The sequence below is a fragment of the Dehalococcoidales bacterium genome (genome assembly GCA_035529395.1).
Lineage (GTDB): Bacteria > Chloroflexota > Dehalococcoidia > Dehalococcoidales > Fen-1064 > DUES01.
Genome location: DATKWT010000043.1, coordinates 1 through 24,336 on the forward strand (window position 1 = coordinate 1; position 24,336 = coordinate 24,336).

The following is a 24,336-nucleotide window of genomic DNA, read 5'->3' on the forward strand; positions in this document are numbered from 1 at the left end:
CCCTACCGGGTAATGCATACGCCCATAGCTGATGGACCGGCCAAAGTACGTTACGTTCCTCCGAAAGCCCTGGACAAAATGTTAGATGAATACTACCAGCTCCGTGGATGGAGCAAAGATGGAATTCCAGGTGAACGGAAATTGAAGGAACTGGGCCTGGCATAGAATCTCTACCGGAAGAGATGCAGGTCTGATTGGCTGCCGGACTGTGATGCTAATCGTACCTTATCCCCGGTAGTTAAGGTGTCTATATCTTCAATTTGAAAGTCAATACTTAGCAAAGCCGCAGCCACCTGATACGCAGAGCGGCAGAAGTTATGTTGCCTTTACTATGGATACCTGTTCCCATATAATATCTGGTGTGCAGGAGGACATGCCAGCGTAGCTCAGTGGCAGAGCAGCGGTTTCGTAAACCGCCGGTCGGAGGTTCGACTCCTCTCGCTGGCTCCATTATTTGAAGCTAAAAAGCCCCTTTTTTTCTTCCGCAAATCGGCCTATTCTCATCCTGGACGCAATTTGAATCAATGTGGAACTCCGGTTGTGGGTCATCCGAATCAACCGGTTCTAAGATTAAGGGATACAGGTTATCCGCAATAATTGAGAGTGCCTTCGGACCTCTTCTCTGGACCTTCCCCGTCACCCTCAGCCAGCCCTCCCTGAACAGGACATCGCCACACTTCTCCTGGACATCGCCAAAAACGGTCACATCGGCTACTCCTGTCCCGTCTTCCATTATCACGTATACTACCCTGTTGCCGTTTCTGGTAGGTGGTGTCTGATAACGGATTACCGAGCCAACTATCTCTACGCGCTTTCCGGTCTCCGACTTATACAAATCTTTCATCCGCGTAATACCTGCGTCCAATGGCACGTAATCCAGGGGGTGTGCCGTGATACTCAGTGACAGCAGCTCCCGTTCAGCAAGCATCCTCTCCTTCCTGTTATCGTTGACTGCCTCCATAGTGTGGACCGGCTCCAGTCGAGTATCTTCAAAGAGTGGCATCGTTCCCCGACCCGTCTTCTGCCGGAGTCCCGATAATGCAGGAAGTTGGCTCCGCAACTCTTCCGAGCTGCACAGTGAATCAAATGCACCAACCCTGACCAGGTTCTCCATAGTGGGCTGGCTGACATTAGTCCGCAGGACAAAGTCTCTCAAGGAGGTAAATGAGCCCCGCATCCTCGCCGACAGTATCGAGTCCAGGGCGTCTTCGGACATGCCTCTTAGCTGTTTCAGACTGACGCGGATGGCCCCATCCTCCACGGTATAGCGGTCATCAGAGTGGTTTACATCAGGGGGGAGTATTTTGACTCCGGACCTCCTGGCTTCGGCCACAAGCACACGCGGCGGGTAATACCCCATTGGCTGGTTCGACAGCACGGCAGCGAAGAACTCGGCGGGATAGTGACACTTCAGCCAGAGGGTCTGGTAGGCAATGATGGCATAGGCAACCGCATGCGCCTTGCAGAAGCCGTAGGCGGCGAAGGCGGCCAACTGCTCGAAGACCTGTGAGGCGATATCCTTGCTGACGCTGTTTCTGGCGGCACCCGTGATGAACGAATCCCGCATCTTCTCCATCTCTTCCGTGGTGCGGTCATGCGTCATCGCCCTTCTGAAACCGTCGGCCTCGGCGTAGCTCATCCCGGCAAGGTCGTGGGCCACTTTGAGCACCTGCTCCTGGTAGAGTATCACCCCCAGGGTCTCTTCAAGGGCATTCTTCAATTTCGGGTGCAGGTAGGTCACCGACTCTTTGCCGTGTCTCCTGGGAAGATATATCTTGTCCATACTCGATTTCAGTGGCCCGGGTCTTACCAGTGATATCGAGACGATAATGTCCTCGAAGCGGTCCGGCAGGAGCCGTCCTGCCATCTCCCTCTGCGCCGGTGACTCCAGCTGGAAAGTGCCGATTGTCTTGCCATCACGAAGCATGGCAAAGGCGGCCGGGTCATCTCCGGGGATATTATCCAGGTCAATTGATACGCCGTGATTCTTTTCAATATCTGCCAGGGTGTCTTCCAGAACTGTCAGGGTGGGCAGCGACAACACGTCCATCTTGACGAGGCCGAGCTGCTCGATATCATCTTTGTCATACTGGCTGATGATGTCCCCACCGCTGGACCATTCCAGGGGGACAAGGTCGGAGAGCCGGCCATCGCCGATTAACAGCCCGCCGAGGTGCACTGAGAGATGCTTGGGGAATCCGTCTATCACCGCGCATAGCTTGAAAAAGCTGTCAAGCTCGGTCCTCCTGTAGATGGTGCTCTTCTTCAGTTCGGGGAGAGAATCGGCGTGTTCCTGGAGCTGGGAGGCGGACAGATAGTGGATGCCGCTGCAGGCCTCGTCGATAATCTCCTGCGGCACCTGTAAGGCCTTGCCAACGTCACGGATGGCCCCTCTGGCCATGTAGGTATTAATCGTGGCCACACAGGCAACATTATCAGTGCCATACTTTTGAGTAATGTAATCCCTTACATCCTCTCGCTGTCTGCGGTCAATGTCCAGGTCAATGTCAGGTAGTTCCCGCCGCAGAGGATGCATGAAACGCTCAAAGAGGAGGTCGTGCTCAATGGGGTCGACGACACTGATGTCCAGCAGATAGACCACCAGGCTATCGGCAGCACTACCCCGGGCCTGGCACCTGATGCCCCTCTCTCTGGCCCAGCGGACGATATCCCATACGACGAGGAAGTAACCACAGAAGCCGAGCTGGTTGATGGTGTCCAGTTCGTAATCGAGACGCTGTCTGATATCAGTCGTAAGCGAGCCGTATTTCGCCGGTACCCTCTCACAGGCAAGCCGTGATAGTAAGCCGTATTCTGTCTCCCCTGCGGGGATATCGAACCTGGGGAATCGAGGCTTGCCCAGCTCGAGTTCCAGATTGCACCGCGAGGCAATCTCTTCGGTGGCTGCCAGTGCGTCAGGAAGGTCACGGAACAGGTGAGCCATCTCCTCCGACGACTTGAGGTACTGCTCCATGGTACGGCGGCCTTTAATCTGGTCGACCGGTATGTTCCGGCCTATGGCATTGAGCAGTTCCTTAACGGCATAATCTTCCCTGTCGGCATAGTGGACATTGTTAGTGGCCACCACCGGGACCAGCTGCTGTCGGGCGAACTGGGCGAGCCAGTAGCTGCCGTCAAGGCTCTGTTGCGAGGGGTGGTTAATCAGTTCGATAAAGAAGTCATCTCCGTAGACGTCCCTGTAGAAGCAGACGGCCCGCACGGCATCTTCAATCTTCCCCCGGTGAACAAGGGCAGGGACTTCCCCGCGACTGCACCCGGAGAGAGCGATAAGTCCCGTACGAAACTTGCGGAGCATCTCCCTGGTTACCTGCGGCTTCCGACCCCGGTTGGACAGGTGGGCCTCGGTGAGCAGCCGGCACAGGCTGGAGTAGCCCTGACCATTCTTGCAGAGCAGGGTCAGGTGATGGTCGCCCTCAACATTCACCTCAGCCCCGATTATGGGCTTGATGCCGAGAGCGGTAGCCTTCCGGTAGAAGCGGATGACTCCGGTGAGGCGATTGTGGTCGGTCAGGGCCAATGCCGACATGCCCAGGGCCTGCGCTTTCTCCAAGAGGCGGTCCAGTGGTGACGCCCCGTCCAGAAAGCTGTATTGCGAATGGACATGGAGATGAACGAAGCTCATCGCAGCACCCCTTATAAGGTTCAGTCCAGCACTCTATGCAGGAACCAGCCGTCCCCAGGACGGCAGAGTTCATAGGTGCCATAACCGGTGTTCCGGGCATTGACTCTGACAAAGCAACGCGGCGGCTTCTCGTTCCACCAGCCAACCGGTTCTTGCCGGCAACTGAGAGCTTCTACAACACGATACAGGAGTTTGCGCCAGATGAAGGCATCTGGTAGCCAGATGAAGGCATCTGGTAGCCAGATGAAGGCATCTGGTATTTCGCCCCTATCAGTATGGGTTTCGACTGGTTCACCAATAAGCCTGGCCATATGGCACCCCAAAAGAGCCGGGAGTTACTATCATATAAGAACACGTGTTCTAATGTCAAGACTCCATTCGGTGGGTTTTTTGCTGTATATGCTTTGAGAGCATAGTCTGCTACTATATGCGCATAAGGTGAGACCGGATATGACTTATCAGGCAAAGATATATATCGGCACTTCAGGCTGGTCCTACCCCAGGGGCGAGGGCACCTGGACGGGTTACTTCTATCCCAGGGGTAAGATCAACGAGCTCGAGTACTACAGCCAGTTCTTCAACACAGTGGAGGTTAACAGTACGTTCTACAGACCTCCCAGCCCTGTATATGTCCAAAACTGGGCCCGTAGAACCCCGGCGGACTTCCTCTTCACGGTTAAGCTGTGGCAGAAGTTCACCCACCCGAAGATGTACCGGGAAGCTACCGGTGAAGAAGCGGTTGTGTTGCAGAGCGACGTCGATCAGTTCAGGCAAGGCATTGAGCCCCTGGCCGAGGCGGGGAAACTGGGTGCCCTCCTGGCACAGTTCCCTCCCAGCTTCAGGAATGATGAGCACGGTCGGCAGATACTTGCTGCTGTCGTCAGGGTATTCGGGCAGTACAAGCTGGCAGTAGAATTGAGACATCGCAGTTGGAGTGATGATGATACGACCGCTCAGTCACTCAGGGAGAGCAATGTGGCCTGGGTCCAAATTGACGAGCCCAGGTTTAAATCATCAATAGCCGGAAAACTCCCGGTAACAGCTGATATGGTCTATTTCCGCTTTCACGGTAGGAATTCCGAAATGTGGTGGAAAGGGGATAACGAGACGCGCTATAAGTATCTCTACTCACCCGAAGAGATTGACGAGCTATCAGCCAAGGTGAAATCGGCTGCTGGACAAACACAGCTTCTATTCATCTTTTTCAATAACCACTGGCAGGGATATGCACCTCGCAATGCTGTGGATATGAAAAGAGTTCTGCAGTTACCTTTTGTGGATATCCCGGGCTATTGACAGCATGGTGGTGATCATATTTACCCGTCACCGTAACTCAACGCTACTTGACATGAAGATGTGAATATTGTAGGCTTGGCGAAAACAGGGGAGGAAATTGTATGGAAGCCTATTGCATGAAGTGCCGTGCCAAGAGGGAGATAAAGGACGCCAAGGCCATAACCATGAAGAATGGAAAGCCGGCAACCCAGGGTGTCTGCCCTCAGTGTGGCACCAAGATGTTCCGGATCGGCAAGAGCTAAGACCGATAGTCGCGGAGCTGGCCTGCAACTAAAGGGGCTGGGTATCTTGATTAGATACCTAGCCCTTCTTCTATTTCTGATCACACATTCCGGGAGTGTATATCGTCGGTCCTAACGCCACCTGCCTGATACCGGAAGCTGTGCCGGCAATGAGGCTGGATGCAATCTCACAGGAGATAGGCACCACCGTTCATGCCCACCCCACCCTTTCCGAAGCTGTTATTGAAGCAGTTCCGGACATCGCCGGCGAAAATCTGCATTCCATGTCAAGAAGTAAATAGTGTATAGTGTGGACGGAGGGTAGAGATATGTCAAAAACAAGACTGATTGTGGAACTGGGTACCGGGGTAGACATGCACGGTGGAGACTGCACCAAAGCAGCCAGAAGAGCAGTCGACGACGCGATTCACCACGGCTCGTTGCTCTACCTTGGTGAGATTATGAAGCAGGGCGTTCGTCCCAAGATGTACATTGACGTTACCATAGCCGCTCCCAAACCAGACGCGGTGGACGGTGACGCTGTACTGGAGGCACTTCCCTTCGGGGAGAAGACAATCAACGTGGTTGCCGGTGGTATGGAAGTGGGGCCAAGTGAGGGAGACAGCATAATCATCTGTAATGCTGCCGTGATGGTAACCGTGGAATCCTGAGAATCGCAGTGGGGCCAGGTTTCTCCTGCTTGACAGACGGATGGTCTAACTGGAGGATACCAGAGGTCTGGCCTATGCTCTGGAAAACCACCTCCGCCAGGGAAGCTCTGAGTCCTCAGGTGGTTCAGGTGCAAATCCGGCACTTTCCAGTAGCCGGGACCCCTCCGGGTTGACCGCAAATGAATAGATGCGCTGGATTCCCTTGCTACGCATGTAGTCAAGAGCGAAGGCGACCAGTTTAAGGCCAAGCCCCTTGCGGCGCATGGCGGAACTGACTCGCACATTCTCAATGTAGCCCAGCTTCAGAGAAGGCCAGTACCGGTAGTCAGCAGTACCGGCAACGTAGCCGTATTCCTGGTTGTCTCCGGACTCTGGTAGAGCACTCGCTCTCAGTCTCGTATACCTGGCTACATAGGGGTTCCGCGTGCCACGTCCGTCCGGATCACCATACAGTCTACGGAGAAGGTCCCTGGTTTCAACTACGGGGCCCGGTTCAGATACTCTGGTTACCTCAATTCTGAAAGCCTCTGAATCCGCCAGGCCTTCCTGGCACCCTTCAAGGTTATCTTCCTGCAGCGGTGGACCGTAAGCCGGCCACTCCATATCGCGCCATACCATTGTATTGGTTCTTGTTTCCCTTCATAAGTGGAGTTTGTCTCACTCATATCCTACGTCTTGTGGCGGCAACAGTCAATGGCAAGCAAGCATTCCGATTGCAAAGATGCCGGAGTTCACGTAGAATTAATAACATCACCGATGAAACAGGTATCTCCGTATGAAGCAAGTGTAAATAACGGGCCCCTACCCCCTGCCGAGAAGAGATGACAGGTCAATCTTAGAGAAAACCAGGGAGGCGGAATGGCAATTACCATCTTGTATCGAGAAGACCTGAAGGAATACGATTTTGGAGTTGGTCACTCCTTTCGGGGGGACCGTTTCGAAGTATTCCCCCAATTCCTGAAGCAGAACCTGGCCGAAAACGGGAATTACCGGGTCGTCGAAGCCGACCCGGCTACCGATGAAGACCTGCAGCTAATCTGCCAGCAGGAATACCTTGATTTCACTCAGGGTTACTACCAGGCGGCCAATCTGGGCCTGACCTATCCCGGTGAGTTCTCTCGGTTCCAGAGTCAAGACAATAAACCGAAGAGTCAGCCGGGGAAGACGGAGGAGGCAGCCAGATTAGTTGTCGGTCAGGCAAAAACAGCCTGCGACCTGATACAGGATGGTACGACGAAGAAGGCAGTTTCCATTGGCGGTGGATTCCATCATGCCAAACCGAACTATGGAGAAGGATTCTGCATCTACAATGACGTTGCCTTTTCTGCCCGGTATCTACAGAATAAGTACAAATTGGATAGAATCCTGATACTGGATACCGACGCCCATGCCGGAAACGGGACTGCCGAGTACTTCTATGAAGACCCAACGGTATTGCTGATTGACATCCACCAGGACCCGAGAACAGTATACCCCGGGACAGGTTTCGCAGATCAGACTGGCTCCGGTGATGGAAAAGGATTCACCGTCAATATCCCACTACCCGTCTATTCCGGCCAGGAATCTTATGAACGAGTCTTTGAAGAGATAGTTCAGCCGGTAGCTGAGGAGTTCAAACCACAGATAATCATCCGGAACGGCGGCTCTGACCCCCATGTCAGTGACGGTCTGACCTGCCTGGGACTACAGGTCAGAGGTTTCAGGATGATTGGTGAGAGGGTAAGAGAACTAGCCAGGCTGTGTGACGACAAAGAGATTGACCTCATCTGCTCCGGCTACAACAAAGAGGTTCTGCCCTATGCATGGTTGGCCATGGTCTGCGGAGTATCCGGTATTGACAGTCCACTGCAACAACCAGAGTCGATAGACAAGCTGGAGAAAATCCCTTCCTGGCTTGGCGTAGACCGTTTCTCGATAGACATTCAGGCGGTTATCAACGATGTGAAGAACTACTTGAAGGACTACTGGCAGTGTTTTCGTTAGGAAGAATCCCTCCCCCGCTCAAGAGTGGGCATATCCGGTCTACTTCCCCTCAACTTCAACAGCAGACTGTCAGTCTTAGCAGGGTACTGAAAAAGGGGAATCCAGAGGGGCTTCGCCCCTTCTGAGAGGCGCCCCTTTTGGCAGGGGTGTCTGGGCGTCATTCTTACAGAATGACGTTAGCAGAATCCGAAACCAGATTCTGCCGGTGTCCCCCAGATATAATATTTTCCCCCTTCCGCAGAAGGCTCCTTCCTGGACAGGAAGGGGAAGGCACCGCCCCTTCTGAGGGGCCCCGCCTCTTCTGAGAGGCGCTCCATCTGGGACGCACGGGGTTCGGTCGAAAGGGTTTTTCGTCACCCTGTTAGGAAATACAAAGTCGGAAAGAGGATGATTATGACTTAGAAGGAAATCAAGCTTGGTACGATAGTAAGGAAGTACAATAAATGGAGGTAAGGAAAACCATGGAACTTCCATCCAAAGAGATTCTACTGAAGCTGTATCGGGACTTACTTACCGCACGGCGAGTAGAGGCCGAACTCTACTCAAGACAGGGCAATTTAGCCGGTAGCGGCGGAGGTGCCCATCGGGGTCCAGGTGAGGAGGTGATTCCGATTGCCTTCTGCAACAACTTGACTGAGACTGATTGCTTCTGCCCAAACTTCAGAACCGGCTTCTGCTTGTTTACCAAGCCTGGCTTCACCCTGGTCGATATTGTTGCTACGAGCATGGGGAAGACTGGCAAAGGCATACACGATACCCGGCGTACACCTGAATATGGCACGATGCCCGGCCAGGGCACACTGGGGGAGGGTAGCGTCAGGTATCTGGGCGCTGCCGCAGCCGCCAGTATGAAGAAGACCGGTGACATAGTTGTCTTCATCCAGGGGGATGGTGCCTCGAACCGTGCTCCCACCCATGAAGCGATGGCAGTGGCAGGGGCCTGGCAACTGCCGATAATCTTCGTCATCCAGAACAATCGTTACGGTATGGGCACCGCGGTAGAGAAATCTTACAGCATTGAAGACCTGTCCTTGAGGGGTGTAGGTTACGGTTTCCCCCACGAGAGAGTGGACGGTAACGACATGATAGCCATGTACCTGGTGGCCAAGAAGCATATTGAGAGGACACGAGCCGGCGGCGGGCCCAGCCTGATTGCGGCTGATACCTGGCGATTGAGACCACACTTTGAAGGGGACTCCCAGGTCTATCGGCCCAAGGGTGAAGTTGATGAGTGGTGGAAGAGAGAGCCATTGGGACGGTACCAGAAGGAGCTTATGGACCTGGGTGTCCTGACCGAAGAGGATGTCGACCGACTGGAGGCGGAGGTAAAGGCCGAGATTCAGGCGGCTTTTGATGAGGTAGAGGCACTGCCAGTATCAATACCATCTTATAGGGCAGGCAGCCTGGAAGAACTTGAAAAAACTGCCATAGCCGAACTATAGACTGGTTGTTAAGGAGAACGTACAGAAATGGCTGTAATTAATTATGTTGGGGCGATTAACCAGGCGCTGAAGGAAGAGATGCGCCGGGATGAGCGGGTGGTAATATGGGGGGAAGACATGATCTCAATGGACGGAGTTCATGGTCAGACCCGGGATATCTATAATGAGTTCGGTGGGGACAGAATCAGGGATACCCCTATCTGTGAGCAGGCAATAACTGGTATGACCATCGGGGCGGCTCACCGGGGGCTTAGACCGATAGGTGTCTTTATGAATGCCAGCTTTGGCCTCAGTGCCTTTGATGGTATGTTTCTGCAGCTGGGCTGCAGTGGCAGTGGTTTGCCGGTGGTACTCTATGGCGTTATCGCTGGGCCAAGAGAGGATAACGGCCACGGTACGTCTCCGGAAGCCCTGTGTATTCATGCGCCGTACCTGAAGGTAGTCATGCCGTCAACTCCCTATGACGCTAAAGGGCTGTTCAAGACAGCTATCAGAGATGATAGTCCGGTGGTATTCTGGGACCATGCCTGGTGCTTCTTTATGGGCCATAAGGATGGCGCTATCGAACGTGGTGCCAACACTCAGGAAGTACCTGAGGAGGAATACCTCATTCCCTTTGGTGAGGCCGATATCAAGCGGGAAGGGTCTGATATTACCCTGGTGACCTTTTCATTTATGGTGCATCCGGCTCTGGCCGCGGCTCACAATCTGGCGAAAGAAGGCATAAGTGTTGAGGTTGTCGACCTGCGCACACTTGTGCCCCTGGATGTAGAGACCATTGTCAAATCGACAAAGAAGACGGGGCGCCTTCTTGTTGTTCACGAAGCGATGAAGCGGGGCGGTATTGCCGGTGAGATTATTTTCCGGGTACAAGAGGAGGCACCTGATTTGCTTGCGTCCTTGAAGACCCCCTTCAGGCGGCTGGCGGCTAAGAATCTGCCTCTCGATGCGGCCTTTGGTCCAATGCTTGTCCCTTCGGCGGAGACTATTGCTGCTGCTGTGAAGGAGATGGTAGTATAGGTGTAGAGCGCCCCCGCACAGATGTGAGGGGACGCAACCCTCAGAGAGTTCCAGAACAAGAAGCTGTAAACATTTATGAGGTGAGACTGCCTGCATCAGGAGTATCATCGGTGATATATGGTGTGTTAATGGGGGTGTTAACCATGAGTTGAGAGGAGTCGAAGGTCCAGCCTTAGAAAAGCAAGAAGGAGATAAGAGAATCATGGAATTACCATCAAAAGAGATTCTATTGAAGCTGTATCGGGACCTGCTTATCTCAAGGCGGGTAGAGGCCGAACTCTGGTCAAAACAGGGCAATCTAGCCGGCAGCGGCGGAGGTGCTCATCGGGGTCCAGGTGAGGAGGTGATTCCGATTGCCTTCTGCAACAACTTAACTGAGACTGATTGCTTCATGCCTAACTTCAGGACATGGGTCTGCACGCTTAGCAAGCCTGGCTTCACCCCGGCCGATATCATTGCTACGAGCCTGGGGAAGACTGGCAAGAGGAACCCCTGGGCTGCCCCCGAATATGGCATGCTGGGTGGTGGCGGCACATTGGGAGAGGCTAGCGTCAGGTATGTGGGCGCTGCCGTGGCGTCTACTATCAAGAAGACTGGTGATATAGTCGTCTTCATCCAGGGGGATGGTGCCTCGAACCGTGCTCCCACCCATGAAGCGATGGCAGTGGCAGGGGCCTGGCAACTGCCGATAATCTTCGTCATCCAGAATAATCGTTACGGCATGGGCACCTCGGTAGAGAAGTCTTACAACATTGAAGACCTGTCCTTGAGAGGTGTAGGTTACGGTTTCCCCCACGATAGAGTGGACGGTAACGATATGATAGCCATGTACCTGATGGCCAAGAAGCACGTTGAAAGATGTCGAGCCGGCGGCGGGCCCAGCCTGATTGCGGCCGATACCTGGCGATTGAGGCCACACTTCGAAGGTGACTCCCAGATATATCGGCCTAAAGGTGAAGCTGAAGAGTGGTACAAGAAAGAGCCATTGGGACGATACCAGAAGGAGCTTATGGACCTGGGTATCCTTACCGAAGAGGATGTCGACCGGCTGGAGGCGGAGGTAAAGGCCGAGCTTCAGGCGGCTTTTGATGAGGTCGATAAGCTGCCGGCAAGGACTGGTGTCTACGAACAGATGGAGAAACTTGCCATCGCCGAACTATAGACTGGTTGTTAAGGAGAACATACGGAAATGGCTGTAATTAATTATGTTGGGGCGATTAACCAGGCGCTGAAAGAAGAGATGCGCCGGGATGAGCGGGTGGTAATATGGGGGGAAGACATGATCTCATTGAACGGTGTTCATGGTCAGACCAAGGACATCTATGATGAGTTCGGTGGGGACAGAATCAAGGATACCCCTATCTGTGAGCAGGCAATAGCCGGCATGACCATCGGGGCGGCTCAGCGGGGACTTAGACCGATAGGTGTCTTCATGAACTGGGGGTTCGGCCTTTGTGCATTTGATGGCGTGTTTCTGCAGTTGGGCTGCAAAGGTCATAGTTGGCCGGTGGTGCTGTATGGCGTTATCGCCGGGCCAGGAGAGGATAACGACCACGGTATGTCGCCGGAGGCCCTGCTTATTCATGCACCGTACCTGAAGGTAGTCATGCCGTCGACTCCCTATGACGCTAAGGGGCTGTTCGCGACAGCCATCAGGGATGACGGCGCGGTGATGTTTTTGGACCATGCCTGGTGTTTCTATATGGGACATAAGGATGGCGCTATCGAACGTGGCGCCAACACTCAGGAAGTACCTGAGGAGGAATACCTCATTCCCTTTGGTGAGGCCGATATCAAGCGGGAAGGGTCCGATATTACCCTGGTAACCTACTCATTTATGGTGCATCCGGCTCTGGCCGCGGCTCACAATCTGGCGAAAGAGGGCATAAGTGTTGAAGTTGTCGACCTGCGCACTATTGTGCCCCTGGATGTAGATGCCATTGTCAAATCGGCTAAGAAGACGGGACGCCTGCTTATCGTGCACGAGGCGATGAAGCGGGGTGGTGTTGCCGGTGAGATTGCTTTCCGGGTACAAGAGGAAGCACCTGATTTGCTTGCATCCTTGAAAACCCCTATCAGGCGGCTGGCGGCTAAGAATATGCCCCTCATGGGGACCCCGGTACTTGTCCCTTCGGCGGAGACTATTGCTGCTACTGTGAAGGAGATGGTCTAGTTATAGAGCGCCCCCTGACAAATGTCAGGGGGCGTAACCCTTAGAGAGTTCTAGAAAAGGAGTTAGAAGTATGCATGAAGTGAGAATACCCAAGTTGGGAACTCAGATAGAGGATGCTGAAATCACCGAATGGGTAGCTGCGGAAGGGGAGAAGGTGACTGAGCGCCAGGTCCTTGTTGTGCTGGAGACGGAAAAAAGCAGCTATGATTTGGAGTCCGAGTTCAAAGGTATTCTGCATATCATTGTCGAGGCCTCGGATGAGAGGGTTGACGCTGGTGTGCTTATTGCTGTCCTGGCGGACTCCGAAGAGGAATACGAAAAAATTAAGTCTATGTGAGGGCCTGAAATGACTACTGAAGAAAAGAAGGAACCAACAGTCCCGGGCTCAGTGGTTGATAGCAAGAAGGTCAAGGAAGTTATCCCGCTAAGGGGAATCAGGAGGACTCTTGCTACTCACATGCACCGCAGCCTTCAAGAATCGGCACAACTATCCGGCTCTTCGGGAACAGACATGACGGAGATGATTAAGTGCCGCGAGACCCTGAATTCGAAAGAAAAAGAAACCGGCATTCACTATACCTGGACCGATTTGTTTGTCAAAATAGCGGCTGAAGCTCTCAGGCTTGTTCCCACGATGAATTCCAGCCTGATTGAGAGAGAGATAATCATCTGGGATGATATTAACATTGGCGTTGCACTGGATTTCGAGATGAGGGATGGCAGACGGGGTCTGATTGTGCCGGTGGTGCGTAATGCCGATAAGAAATCTATCGCGGACGTTCACAACTTTCTGGAGGAGATTAAAGAGAAGGGCAAAGTTGGCAAACTCATGCCGGATGATACTGCTGGCGGCACCTTTACCGTGACCAATACCGGTGCTCTGGGAGGTGGTCGTGGCTCCAGAAAAGGCACAGCCACCGGCATGGCCAGCGCCAGCACCCCTATCCTAAATCAGCCGCAGGTCGGTATCTGGGGAATGGGGGGTTACAGTGATGCGGCGGTGGTGGTTGATGGCCAGGTCGTCGTTCGGCCGGTTCTGTACCACCATCTCACCTTTGACCACCGGGTACTTACCGGGGCAGACAGCGGCATGTTTGGTGGCGCCCTGCATCGGTTAATGCTCAATCCAGGTCCGTTGCTCCTGGAATAATGCTATCTCTCTGACCAATCCTGATTTCCTTTGGTGCTGTAACCCTTTTTGTCAGGGGAATGCGTCATCCTGGAACCAGGACCGGACCGAAAAGTGATTGCGGACTCCAAACCATGATAGTCCGGCAAAACCATGAAAGATGCGAACATGCGGATCTGCCTGGAATGAAGAGAGCAGGTCCTTTCTTGGTTAGTTTGGCCGAGGTTGCGACTGGACATTTCATGACGCCAATTCCAGCTTCAAGGAGCGAAGGGTACTGACCAATAGCTCTCTAGAACTACGTGGTCGCTACCTCCATGAATCTGGCAATTCAGAGCAAAAATAACTTTCAACTCTTCCGGTATTGGAGGTTCAAATGAAGGCTCTGGTAACTGGTGGCGCAGGTTTTATTGGGATGAGCCTGGTCAATGACCTGCTTGCCCGCAATACTAGGGTAAGGGTACTTGATAAGACCAGGGGAGACCTTGACGCCTTGAAGAATCCCGCCCTGAAAATTATTGAAGCGGGTATCGAAGACCGGCAGGCCGTTCAGCAAGCAGTACAGGGTATCGATGTCATCTACCACCTGGCTGAAACCTTCTCCTCTGACCCTTATGAAATTATTGATATCGATATCAGGGGAAATGTCAATCTCCTGGAGAGCGCTGTAGAAAACAGCGTCAAGCAATTCTTTTTCGTTAGCACCCACCGCGTCTGCGGTAGACCCCGGTATATACCTATGGATGAAGAACACCCCCTTCACCCTGAAGAATCGCGGCGTCCCATGTACTCCATCTCCAAGCTCACCAGGGAACAATTATGTCTGACCTATTGGCGGGAACGTGGCTTACCGGCAACCATCTTCAGGTGGTTCTATTCTATCAGCCCTGACCGTGCCATGCAGGGCAGGGCACTGACAACCCTCATTGATAATGCCCTCAGGAACGAGCCTATCAAAGTCCCGGGGAAAGGCGGCGGCGATTTCTTCCTTGCCGATGATGCTGCCCTTGCCTTTCGCCTGGCAACGCTCAACGACAAGACTTATGGTGAGACCTTCAACCTGTCGAGCGGTCTCTATGTCTCCTGGCGGGAGATAGCCGAGCTGGTCTGTCAGTTAGCAGCCTCTTCATCAAAACTCGAAGCTGTCCCCGCGGAGGAATGGCAAGGAGATGCCTCGTTTAGCTCTGACCCCACTCTCTCATTTGAATGCGCTCTTGACATCAGTAAGGCTGAACGCCTGATGGGCTATAAATCCGGGCACAGTCCGGAGGAGGTAATGGATTCACTCAAAAAGTCGGCAAACCTGTTGGTACAGGCCAGGAAAAAGGGGTAGAGCATTCCTCGACTTGCCGGGTGAATGATAACCTGGCATAGCGGTCAACTCAAGGTTAGAGCCCGCTATGCCACATAGCAGGCAGTTATTATGGGAGGCTAGGTGACGACTAACAGCACGGCAGACAGGCTTCATTATCTGGATTGGCTAAGAGTGATAACAGTTATGCTGCTTGTCATCCCCTTCCACGGAGCACTCCCCTTCGTCGCCGGCTATTACTGGTGGGTTACGAGCGTTCAGAAGAACGTCGCAACTCAAGCGCTTGTCAATGTTCTGGACCAGTACCACATGCCACTTCTGTTCCTCATCGCTGGAGGGGCAATATGGTTCTCCCTCAGTCGCCGCAGCGGGGGCGAATTTATGCTGGAGAGGCTGAAGCGTCTTGTGGTGCCCACTGTCTTCGCGGCGCTGGCATTCGTAGCGGTCAACCACTTCCTGTCGCAGCAGCACTACTTCTATGCTGATCCCGTGAACCAGAACCTGCTCAGGATGAACCTGCTAGACCCGTTTGGCTCCTACCTTCAGCATTACCCGGACATCCTCACCAACAAGCTCATACCGTTCACCAGTGGCTGGAACCCGGGGCTCCTCTGGTTTCTCTGGTATCTCATCTTCTACACGCTGGTGTTCTTCCCACTCTTCCTTCTGGTCCGAAGAAAAGGTGGACGCTTTACCTCATGGCTGGCATGGTTCTTTGAAAAGCCCGGGGCTGTCTTCCTGCTGGCTATTCCGATTGCCCTCGTGCGGATATACCCGCCACAACCGGAAGCTATGATGAGTATCTGGACGTTCCAGACCTTTCAAGTGTTCTATTTTGTACTCTTCTTTGTCTTTGGTTTTTTCCTTATCTCGGAGCCGCGGATACGAAGGGGCCTGGAGAAGACCGGGCCGATTGCCATCGTCGGCGGTATCATCACGATGACACTGTTCATGCTCATCGTTTTCCCGCCGGGGAATGAAGTACTGGGGCCTGCCTTCTGGGAAAGGTTTGGATATGGCCCCGGCACCACAGGGAATGCCATTTTCCTGACGCTGCAGGCTTTCAATGGTTGGTTCTGGATAATCGGCCTCATCTACCTGGCAAAGCGATTCCTCAACTTCAGCAACCGCTTCCTCAGATACGCCAACGACGCGGTATTGCCGTTCTACATCTTGCATGAAACGTCTCTCGTCACGGTTGGCTACTTTGTCCTGTAGACCGACATGGCGGTCGGGCCAAAATACGCCATCCTGGTGTCCGGTGCCTTCGGAATGACGGTGGTCCTCTACGAAATTATCCGACGGACGAATATAACCCGGTTCGCCATGGGTATGAGGCTCAAGAGAAAACCGGTTCCGGCAGATAAAGGACCGGGATGACTCATGGCGGGTTGAAATGGGAAATCCTGGAATAAACTAATGGAGGTTTAAAATGATAAAGGATTTGGCACTAAAGAACAGAAGTTATCGACGATTCCATCAGGATGTTCCAATCGAGCACGAGACAATGCGAGAACTTGTTGACTTGGTGCGATTATGTGCGTCTGCTGCCAACCGGCAAGCTCTGAAATATATAATCTCAAGTGATCCCATAAAAAATGCTTTGATTTTTCCACACATTCGCATAGATAACAATCCGGTTGAAGGAGAAAGACCGTCTGCCTACATCATAGTCCTCGAAGATACACGGATAGGGTCAGTTATGCAGTACGTTGACTGCGGGATAACCGCACAGACCATTCTTCTTGGTGCTGTCGAGAAAGGTTTCGGCGGATGTATGGTGGGTAATGTGCTCCGAGACGATTTGAGAAAAGCCCTCAATATACCGTCTCACCTTGAAATCCTCCTGGTGATAGCTCTGGGTAAACCAAAGGAAGAAATGATAATTGAAGCAATCGGCGAAGATGGTTTCATGCAGCAGTGGTGGGACGAGAAAGGAACACGTCACCTGTACAAGCGAGCCTTAGATGACATTATAGTTGAATAGATATTTACTAGCAGGGTGCTGAAGAATTAAGTCTTTGTTTCCAGTTAGGCTCATGATTTTCGTAAGGTCCGAGCCTGGTAATAAGGATAAAGGAGGCAGGTAAATGAAACTGGAAGGAGAAGCAGCAATTGTTGCCGGCGGTGGCCAGGGAATTGGTGAGGGTATTGTAAAATGCCTGGCTGAGGAGGGAGCAAATGTCGCCGTGGTTGACATTAACGGTGATAATGCCAATAAAGTTGCTGATGAAGTGAAGGCGATGGGGCGGAAGGCTTTAGCGTTAGCCGCCGACCTTACCAACGACGACGAGGTAACCAGGGCGGTTAAGGAGACTGTTGACTTTTTTGGCAAGATTGACATCCTGGTTAATTGTGTTGGCGGTGTCAGCAGAGAAACAATGGAGTTGATGGCAACGAACAGGACAGCGGCAGGTGATGAACCTCTTCCTGAATTCATGAGCTTTAGCTCAGAGGTGTGGGATAGATATTACCGGTTGAACCTGAAATCGCACGTGATGCTGAGTCACGCGGTAACACCCCATTTCATGAAGCAGAAGAGCGGCAAGATAGTGAACATATCATCGGATGCAGGGAGATCGCCTGAGCCCGGTCACATGCCTTATGGTGCCATGAAAGCAGGGGACATCTCAATAACATGGTCACTGGCGAGGGCGCTGGCTCCCTATAATGTAACGGTAAACTGTATCTGCCCGGGATATGTCTATACTCCGCTTTGGGATAGAGGGGCAGCTGCCAGGCTGGAGCAAGCACGTAATGCCAGGGCTCAAGGTAAAGAGCTTCCGGCACGTTTTGCCGCCGAAGATATTGAGGGATTAACGCCCTATGAATTCTGGTTGAAGTTTATCGTTATCCCCGGTACGCCCCTGGGAAGAGAACAGACGCCGGAGGATATGGGACGTGCGGTGGTCTTCTTCGTTTCCGAAGATGCCAAGAACGTCACAGGCCAGGTATTGCATGTTAACGGCGGTCAGATTATGCGCTAGTGGATAGCTAATAGTTCGTGGCCGATTGGCGTGTATTGACAAGCCCCCGGTAAGGACTAAACTCAAGTTCCAAAATGAGGCATACAGCATATCATTGGCGACAAAGCAGTGAAGGTCAGGATACCTCATTGCGAATTGAAATGGGAAATACTAATTAGAGGTGGTTTATTATGAAGGCAGTATCTATTGCTGGCAAAGGTAAGGTTCAAATTGAAGAAATCCCGAAACCCGAGGTGCGCCCCGGTACGCTCTTAATAAAGGTTACCTACTGTTCGTTGTGTGGCAGTGACATAGAACGGGTTTACGGGGCTCATTGGGATACTAATGACCCCCGGTTGGAGAGTATCAAAGGGTCTATCCTTGGTCATGAGTGGGTTGGCACGGTGGAAGAAATAGGTGAAGGGGTTGAAGGCTGGTCTGTTGGCGAGCGTACCGTTGATGGAAGGCTCTTTTGCGGACGGTGCTGGTACTGTGTCAGGGGGATGCCTTTTATGTGCATGGGGGGACGGGTAAGAGGTCATCCCTATGATGACGTTCAGTCGGACACCCCTCCCCCTCCACAAAGGTATGGTGCTCTGACCGAATATGTTGTCCGCCCCGCTGCTGGCCGCCTCAAAGTGGCCGACCATGTCTCCGATGAAGAAGCTGCCATGTCTGAACCACTGGCCACCGGAGTAACCTCTGTTCTTAATGCCGAGGTAAGGCTGGCTGATGCGGCGGTAATCATTGGTGTCGGTCACATTGGTCTCTCTGTACTGGCGGCGGCAAAGGCTGCTGGCGCAGCGCCGATCATTGCCATCGACAAGATTGACGCTCGCCTGGAGATTGCCCGGCAGATGGGTGCCAATATCACTCTCAACGCCGATAAAACCGATGTCATTAAAGAGGTGGTCGCTATCACCGAAGCCGGCCCCGACGTTATCTTTCTCGGCGTCAGTTCCCAGGCTCCCGGCATTGTTGAACAGGCTTTTGAAATGGTCAGGTATCATGGCAGGATTATGATCACCGGCAATGCGGCACCAGCGACTCTTCAGCCGGGAAAATGGCTGACCAAAGAGGTGAGAGTCGAGGGGACCGTTCATATGGGCGAATCAATGATTCCGGCGATGAAGCTGATAGAATATGGGCAGGTCAATCTCAAGCCGATGGTCACCGAGGTCATCCCGCTCGAGGAAGCTCAGCGTGCATTTGATTCCCTCCATGATGGGACAAATGTGGCTGTGGTATTAAAACCTTAGCGGAATCCGAAACCAGATTCTGCCGGTGTCCCCCAGATACAATCTTTCCCCCCTTCCTCGGTAGGAAGGCTCTTCCTGGACAGGAAGGGGGTCAGGGGGATAGTCGAAAGGGTTTTTCATAGGCTTGCTAGAATGACAGGGACTGTAAAGGCATTTGTAAGACACTACACTGGCAACACGATATGGCCCATTGTTTCCTCTGAGCAATGTAAACGTTGCCACGTCTGTTGCTCCACAGGCATACTATGGTTGACACGATTTATTGCGGGTAGTAATATACGCTACAAGCGGAATAGTGAGTGCTTGAACGAAAGGAGGTGAGCGGCCTCCACCTTTTCTGCTCGCTACATGCTGGTTAGCCATCACCAGCTCTTGCCAGAGGCATGGTGAGAGTGCTATACTCGATTCACGTTAACAACTTAATAATGGCGGGGAGCTTGGGGAACCAGGCTGAGAGGATGTGCTTGATCATAGAGCGTGATCACCCACATCGACCCTGATAACCTGATCCGGGTAATACCGGCGGAGGGAATGTAAGCACGGCAACACAGAGGGCTACCCTCCATAAAGGGTAGCCCTTTTTGTATGTGGAGTAAACCCGATGAGAGCCTTAATACTGGTCAATGGCGAACTGTATCAACCCGATGTCCTGCGAAGCAGAATCCGCGCCGAGACATTCGATCTGGTGCTCGGTGCTGATAGGGGCGCACGCTATGCCTGTACCCTCAATGTCGCCCTTGATGCGATCATCGGCGATATGGATTCGCTCTCAGATTTGGAGCAACAGGGCATCGGTAGCACTAAGTTTGTCTCCTATCCGGCAGAAAAAGACGAGACCGATCTTGAATTGGCGCTTCTCTACGCTGAGGAACAGGGAGCCGATCAGATTGTAATGGTCGGTGCAATGGGTGGGCGTATGGATATGACCATCTCCAACATCCTGCTGATAACTCATGCAAGCCTCGATTCATGCAGAATCGAAGTGTGGCACGGGGAACAAACGGGATGGGTCATCAAGCCGCCGGGTGGAGATATTTCCGGGCATCCCGGAGATACGGTCTCATTGATTCCACTGGGTGGCGATGCCACAGGCATCACGACGAAGGGATTGAAATACCCCCTTAAGGATAAACGACTCACCTTTGGCCCGGCACGGGGAATCAGTAACCTGCTGGAAAAACCATCCGCCCATATCAAACTATCAGGGGGTATTCTTCTGGCGGTCCATACTCCCGGCAGGGCATGAGAAAGGTAAGGAGGAAGGTTATGACAGAAAAACGGACCATGAACGTAGGTGTGCAGGTCTTGCCTCTAGTTGAGGATGTCTACTACATCGTCGATAAGGCAATAGAGGCCATTCAGGCCAGCGGCGTCAAATATGAGGTCGGGCCATTGGAAACGACCCTGGAAGGCGATGATCTGGACCAACTGCTTGAGGTAGCCAAGTCCGCGCACCGTGCTTGTTTTGAGGCGGGTGCGGGCAAAGTAGTGACCATCATCAAGATCGCTGACGCACTGGAAGGCACCTCGATTGAGGGGAAAGTCGGCAAGTATAGAAAGGTAGATTAGTGAACTGGCGCAGGGATTTCGTCCCTCCCACAGCATTGATCGCCATCCTTATCATCGGCTGGTATTTCGTGGCGAAGGTCAGCGGACTGAGTTCGTTTATCCTGCCTACTCCGCTTGATGTCATCCAGGCCGGATGGGAAACGCGAGCTCTCTTACTGGACGCCATCGGCACCACGTTGCTGGCGACCGGGATCGGGTTGTTGTTGGCCCTCATAGCGGGGATTGGGATAGCCGCCCTTGTGGATTTCTGGCCTCTGGCGCATCGCGCCCTGTATCCGATTCTGGTCGTGTCACAGACCATCCAGATACTCGCTATTGCCCCGATCCTGATCATCTGGTTCGGGTTTGGTGTAACGCCCACGATATTGATCGTGGTGTTATTCTGCTTCTTCCCGTTGGCCATCAGCACCGCTGATGGCCTGACATCCTCGGACCCGGAGTTGATTGCTTTGCTCCGCGCGATGGGGGCAAAGAAGAGACAGATATGGCGAATGGTCCGCCTGCCTTCGGCTTTGCCATCGTTCTTTTCCGGCCTGCGGTTGGCCGTAACCTATAGCGTGGTCGCGGCAACCATCGGGGAATGGGTGGGCGGCTCTCCCGGATTGGGATTGTATATGCTCCGCTCAAAGAACGCGCTGGCAACCGACCAGGTATTCGTTGCCATGTTCATCACGTCACTATTGAGTGTAGGCCTGTTCATGACAGTCTATGGTATCGAACGGTTAACCCTGCCCTGGTACCACTCCACACAACGAACGGAGCAATGGGAAGGGCCTGGAATCTATTAAACTACGGAGGAATATAATATGAAACGTCTGTCTTTAGTTACCGTACTACTGCTCATGGCACTGATAACTACTTCCTGCGGAAGCCCCGTAGATGAGGAACTTACTCCTGTTATGTTCATCTTGGATTGGGTCCCGAACACCAATCACACCGGAATCTTCGTGGCGGAAGCAGAAGGCTACTTTGAGGAAGCTGGCCTCGACGTTGAGATCATCCAACCCGGCGAAGTACGCGCTGAAGCCGCAGTCGCCGGCGATGCCGCTGATTTCGGCATCAGCTTCCAGGAACAGGTCACGCTCGCACGCGCTGATGATGTGCCCATCGTCTCTATCGCGGCAGTGCTCCAGCATAACACATCCGGTTTTGCCTCCGCCGCCCATCTGAACGTCACCAGTCCGGCAGATTTCGAGGGTCTACGCTATGGGGCATGGGGTTCGCCGTTTGAGTATCCCACGCTTGAAGTTCTGATGAGTTGCGCGGGCGCCGATTTCAGCCAGCTTGAGATCGTGAATACAGGTTGGTCCGACCCTTTGGCCTTGATTGCTGAAGGCCAGATCGACATGGCATGGATATTCTACGGCTGGCAGGGCTTTCAGGCGCAGCAGCAGGGTGTTGCTCTCAATGTGGTGATGATGGAAGACTACTTCGACTGCATTCCCGACTACTACACCCCGGTGGTTATCGCCAGTGAGGATACCATTGCCAATCGACCGGAAGTCGTCCGAGCCCTCATGAAAGCTCTCTCACGCGGGTATGATTTTGCGACAGAGAATCCGGGCAAGGCCGCCGATATTCTGCTTGCCGCCGTACCTGAACTCGATGCTGAACTCGTCAAAGCAAGTCAGGACTGGCTTTCGGAATACTACAAGGCTGACGCACCACGTTGGGGTGAACAGAAAGAAAGCGTCTGGCAGGAGTATGCCGATTGGATGGTTGAATACGGCATTCTGTCAGCCTCCATCTCTGCCTCTGATGCCTTCACCAACGAGTTTTTGCCTTAAAGTATAGATTGCCATAATCCCCTCTAAGTGCCGAAGATTTTAAGGAGGGATTCTTATCATTAATAATGAGTCGCTATGACCACACCACGTATCGAATTGAGACATGTCAGTAAGACCTTCTCCGGGATTAATCACGCTGTCCCGGCATTAAAAGATATCTCTTTCAAGGTTATGCCCGGCGAGTTCGTCACCATCATTGGGGCAAGCGGAAGCGGCAAAAGTACGCTTTTTAATCTCTGTGTAGGGCTCCTTGAACCCGATGAGGGCGAAATCATTATCGATGGCGAAAGGCCGGAAAATCGCACGGGGATGGTAGGCTATATGCCTCAGCGTGACTTACTTCTCCCATGGCGAAGCGTGCTGGATAACGTCCTCATCCCATTGGAGATTCAGGGCATCTCCCGAAGAGAATCACGACAGAAAGCCCTTGAGATGCTCCCTCACTTTGGATTGGAAACCTTTGAGAAGGAATATCCCTCGGCTCTCTCCGGGGGCATGCGCCAGCGTGCCGCCCTCCTGAGAACATGGCTCATGGGACGCTCTACGCTACTCCTTGATGAACCATTCGGTGCATTGGATGCCCTGACTCGCAAAGAGCTTCAAAACTGGCTATTGAGGGTCTGGCAGGAATTCGGGCGGACAGTGATGTTCATCACCCATGATGTTGAAGAAGCCGTCTATCTTGCCGACCGGGTTATCGTGTTAAGCGCCCGCCCGGGCGAAATCAAACGTGAATTTAAGATCGATTTACCACGCCCCCGGCGTCAGGGGATGATCGCAGAACCTGAATTCGGTGAACTGGTACGAGAATTACTCGCCGAGTTAGGGGTTGATGTTTGAGCGAGATCATCAACAAGCTCAGAGAAGCCGAAGTCTTACTGAACCAGGGAGGCTCGGTGCGGACGGCCATCCGAATTTGATATCTGGCCAGGAAGCCTGGATAATAGACTGATACTCAAGATAAGGAAAGGAGACAGAACTTTGGACCTGTCACAGTTCGTACTGGAGGGAAAGACCGCCCTGGTGACCGGAGGGAGCCGAGGCATCGGTGAGGCAACCGCTATAGCACTGGCCAACGCCGGCGCCGATGTGGCTGTTACCAGCCGGAAGCTGCCGGAACTGGTAAGGGTGGCCGACCGCATCAGGGAAGTGGGGCGCAAGTCGATGGCGGTCGAGACGCATGTGGGGCGCATGGACCAGCTTCAGCCCCTGGTAGACAAGGTGGTGTCCGAGTTCGGAAAGATTGACATCCTGGTCAACAACGGCGGCACCAGTGTGGCCTCACCGGCCATGGAGTACAGTGAGAAGGCCTGGGACTCCGTCATGAACCTGAACCTGAAGGGCCTCTTTTTCCTGAGCCAGGCCGTGGCAAGGGTGATGATGGAAAACGGCGGCGGCAACATCATCAACGTTACATCCATCAGCGCCTTCAAACCGGAGATACCAACCTGTGCCTACTCTATCAGCAAGGCGGGGGTCGTGATGGCGACCCAGTGCATGGCCATCGAGTGGGCGCAGCACAACATCCGGGTGAACGCAATTGCACCGGGACCGATAGACACGCACCTCTTCAACGCCAAGTACGCCGTTCTGCCCGAGGAAGAGGCCGAACAGCAGCTGGCCGGGATAGCGACAAGAGTGCCGCTCAGGCGTATAGGCCAGCCCAATGAAATAGCTGATGCGATGGTGTTCCTGGCATCCAATGCTTCCAGCTACCTGACCGGACAGACCATCACCATAGACGGTGGTCTTACGCTAAGGTAGCACTACCGAAAGGCAAATCTGACGAACCCTGGCGTTGTTACACGGATAGATGGAGGAGACTCCATCTATCCATCCACGTACATTGTACATGCCGTCAGTTA

General features: G+C 53.2%; 26 protein-coding genes, 1 tRNA gene and 1 riboswitch. Of the genes, 24 read left to right on the top strand and 3 right to left on the bottom strand.

What is annotated here, in order from left to right:
• The first annotated feature begins 375 nt into the window (after nt 1-375).
• Nucleotides 376-450 (top strand) — tRNA-Thr (locus tag VMW13_02640).
• A 10-nt stretch (nt 451-460) separates the two neighbouring features.
• On the opposite strand, the gene VMW13_02645 is transcribed toward VMW13_02640, so the two are convergent.
• Nucleotides 461-3,643, bottom strand: a complete 3,183-nt coding sequence (locus VMW13_02645) for a DNA polymerase III subunit alpha (GenBank protein HUV43708.1) — start codon at nt 3,641-3,643, stop codon at nt 461-463.
• A gap of 20 nt (nt 3,644-3,663) precedes the next feature.
• On the bottom strand, nt 3,664-3,954 hold the full coding sequence (locus tag VMW13_02650; protein ID HUV43709.1) for a hypothetical protein: 291 nt from the start codon (nt 3,952-3,954) through the stop codon (nt 3,664-3,666).
• Nucleotides 3,955-4,093: 139 nt separating this feature from the next.
• Between VMW13_02650 and VMW13_02655 the strand changes: the two genes are divergently transcribed.
• From VMW13_02655 to VMW13_02670, 4 genes are all read left to right on the top strand, one after another.
• Entirely contained in the window at nt 4,094-4,939 is an 846-nt protein-coding gene (locus tag VMW13_02655; protein HUV43710.1) for a DUF72 domain-containing protein, read from the top strand.
• Nucleotides 4,940-5,040: 101 nt separating this feature from the next.
• On the top strand, nt 5,041-5,181 hold the full coding sequence (locus tag VMW13_02660; GenBank protein ID HUV43711.1) for a DUF5679 domain-containing protein: 141 nt from the start codon (nt 5,041-5,043) through the stop codon (nt 5,179-5,181).
• A 95-nt stretch (nt 5,182-5,276) separates the two neighbouring features.
• Entirely contained in the window at nt 5,277-5,462 is a 186-nt protein-coding gene (locus VMW13_02665; GenBank protein ID HUV43712.1) for a hypothetical protein, read from the top strand.
• Between the two features lie 27 nt (nt 5,463-5,489).
• Nucleotides 5,490-5,831, top strand: a complete 342-nt coding sequence (locus VMW13_02670) for a Lin0512 family protein (protein ID HUV43713.1) — start codon at nt 5,490-5,492, stop codon at nt 5,829-5,831.
• Between the two features lie 72 nt (nt 5,832-5,903).
• On the opposite strand, the gene VMW13_02675 is transcribed toward VMW13_02670, so the two are convergent.
• Nucleotides 5,904-6,434 carry a GNAT family N-acetyltransferase gene (locus VMW13_02675; protein ID HUV43714.1) on the bottom strand — a complete coding sequence of 177 codons (531 nt, stop codon included), beginning with the start codon at nt 6,432-6,434 and terminating at the stop codon, nt 5,904-5,906.
• A 255-nt stretch (nt 6,435-6,689) separates the two neighbouring features.
• Here VMW13_02675 and VMW13_02680 point away from each other — a divergent pair, with 255 nt between their 5' ends.
• The 19 genes from VMW13_02680 (at nt 6,690) to VMW13_02770 (ending at nt 24,235) form a co-directional block, all read left to right on the top strand.
• Entirely contained in the window at nt 6,690-7,814 is a 1,125-nt protein-coding gene (locus tag VMW13_02680) for a histone deacetylase (GenBank protein ID HUV43715.1), read from the top strand.
• A 443-nt stretch (nt 7,815-8,257) separates the two neighbouring features.
• Nucleotides 8,258-9,256 (top strand): thiamine pyrophosphate-dependent enzyme, encoded by a 999-nt coding sequence (locus VMW13_02685; GenBank protein ID HUV43716.1) that lies wholly within the window; start codon nt 8,258-8,260, stop codon nt 9,254-9,256.
• 27 nt (nt 9,257-9,283) lie between these two features.
• Complete coding sequence (locus VMW13_02690) at nt 9,284-10,276, top strand: transketolase C-terminal domain-containing protein (GenBank protein HUV43717.1); 993 nt, start codon at nt 9,284-9,286, stop codon at nt 10,274-10,276.
• 202 nt (nt 10,277-10,478) lie between these two features.
• Nucleotides 10,479-11,438: a thiamine pyrophosphate-dependent dehydrogenase E1 component subunit alpha gene (locus tag VMW13_02695; GenBank protein HUV43718.1), complete on the top strand. Its 960-nt coding sequence runs from the start codon at nt 10,479-10,481 to the stop codon at nt 11,436-11,438.
• A 27-nt stretch (nt 11,439-11,465) separates the two neighbouring features.
• Nucleotides 11,466-12,449 carry a transketolase C-terminal domain-containing protein gene (locus VMW13_02700; protein ID HUV43719.1) on the top strand — a complete coding sequence of 328 codons (984 nt, stop codon included), beginning with the start codon at nt 11,466-11,468 and terminating at the stop codon, nt 12,447-12,449.
• A 70-nt stretch (nt 12,450-12,519) separates the two neighbouring features.
• A complete protein-coding gene (locus VMW13_02705) occupies nt 12,520-12,786 on the top strand; it encodes a biotin/lipoyl-containing protein (protein HUV43720.1) in 267 nt (88 codons plus the stop codon).
• A 9-nt stretch (nt 12,787-12,795) separates the two neighbouring features.
• Nucleotides 12,796-13,599, top strand: a complete 804-nt coding sequence (locus tag VMW13_02710; GenBank protein ID HUV43721.1) for a 2-oxo acid dehydrogenase subunit E2 — start codon at nt 12,796-12,798, stop codon at nt 13,597-13,599.
• A 355-nt stretch (nt 13,600-13,954) separates the two neighbouring features.
• Nucleotides 13,955-14,911, top strand: coding sequence for an NAD(P)-dependent oxidoreductase (locus VMW13_02715; protein ID HUV43722.1), 957 nt, complete (start codon nt 13,955-13,957; stop codon nt 14,909-14,911).
• 102 nt (nt 14,912-15,013) lie between these two features.
• Nucleotides 15,014-16,108: an acyltransferase family protein gene (locus VMW13_02720; protein ID HUV43723.1), complete on the top strand. Its 1,095-nt coding sequence runs from the start codon at nt 15,014-15,016 to the stop codon at nt 16,106-16,108.
• Between the two features lie 6 nt (nt 16,109-16,114).
• Complete coding sequence (locus tag VMW13_02725) at nt 16,115-16,270, top strand: hypothetical protein (protein ID HUV43724.1); 156 nt, start codon at nt 16,115-16,117, stop codon at nt 16,268-16,270.
• A gap of 52 nt (nt 16,271-16,322) precedes the next feature.
• A complete protein-coding gene (locus VMW13_02730; GenBank protein ID HUV43725.1) occupies nt 16,323-16,877 on the top strand; it encodes a nitroreductase family protein in 555 nt (184 codons plus the stop codon).
• A 103-nt stretch (nt 16,878-16,980) separates the two neighbouring features.
• The gene (locus VMW13_02735) at nt 16,981-17,877 is read left to right on the top strand and encodes an SDR family NAD(P)-dependent oxidoreductase (GenBank protein HUV43726.1); all 897 of its coding nucleotides are present in this window, start codon (nt 16,981-16,983) and stop codon (nt 17,875-17,877) included.
• 170 nt (nt 17,878-18,047) lie between these two features.
• The gene (locus tag VMW13_02740; protein ID HUV43727.1) at nt 18,048-19,115 is read left to right on the top strand and encodes a zinc-binding dehydrogenase; all 1,068 of its coding nucleotides are present in this window, start codon (nt 18,048-18,050) and stop codon (nt 19,113-19,115) included.
• A gap of 419 nt (nt 19,116-19,534) precedes the next feature.
• Nucleotides 19,535-19,663, top strand: a riboswitch (TPP riboswitch).
• A 53-nt stretch (nt 19,664-19,716) separates the two neighbouring features.
• The gene (locus tag VMW13_02745; GenBank protein HUV43728.1) at nt 19,717-20,361 is read left to right on the top strand and encodes a thiamine diphosphokinase; all 645 of its coding nucleotides are present in this window, start codon (nt 19,717-19,719) and stop codon (nt 20,359-20,361) included.
• A gap of 20 nt (nt 20,362-20,381) precedes the next feature.
• Nucleotides 20,382-20,684, top strand: a complete 303-nt coding sequence (locus VMW13_02750; protein ID HUV43729.1) for a thiamine-binding protein — start codon at nt 20,382-20,384, stop codon at nt 20,682-20,684.
• Nucleotides 20,684-21,472 (top strand): ABC transporter permease, encoded by a 789-nt coding sequence (locus VMW13_02755; GenBank protein HUV43730.1) that lies wholly within the window; start codon nt 20,684-20,686, stop codon nt 21,470-21,472. Before VMW13_02750 ends, VMW13_02755 begins: the two co-directional genes overlap by 1 nt.
• Before the next feature lie 111 nt (nt 21,473-21,583).
• Nucleotides 21,584-22,471, top strand: a complete 888-nt coding sequence (locus VMW13_02760) for an ABC transporter substrate-binding protein (protein HUV43731.1) — start codon at nt 21,584-21,586, stop codon at nt 22,469-22,471.
• A 75-nt stretch (nt 22,472-22,546) separates the two neighbouring features.
• Nucleotides 22,547-23,311 (top strand): ABC transporter ATP-binding protein, encoded by a 765-nt coding sequence (locus VMW13_02765; protein HUV43732.1) that lies wholly within the window; start codon nt 22,547-22,549, stop codon nt 23,309-23,311.
• A 141-nt stretch (nt 23,312-23,452) separates the two neighbouring features.
• Nucleotides 23,453-24,235, top strand: coding sequence for a 3-oxoacyl-ACP reductase family protein (locus VMW13_02770; protein HUV43733.1), 783 nt, complete (start codon nt 23,453-23,455; stop codon nt 24,233-24,235).
• Nucleotides 24,236-24,336 lie beyond the last annotated feature (101 nt).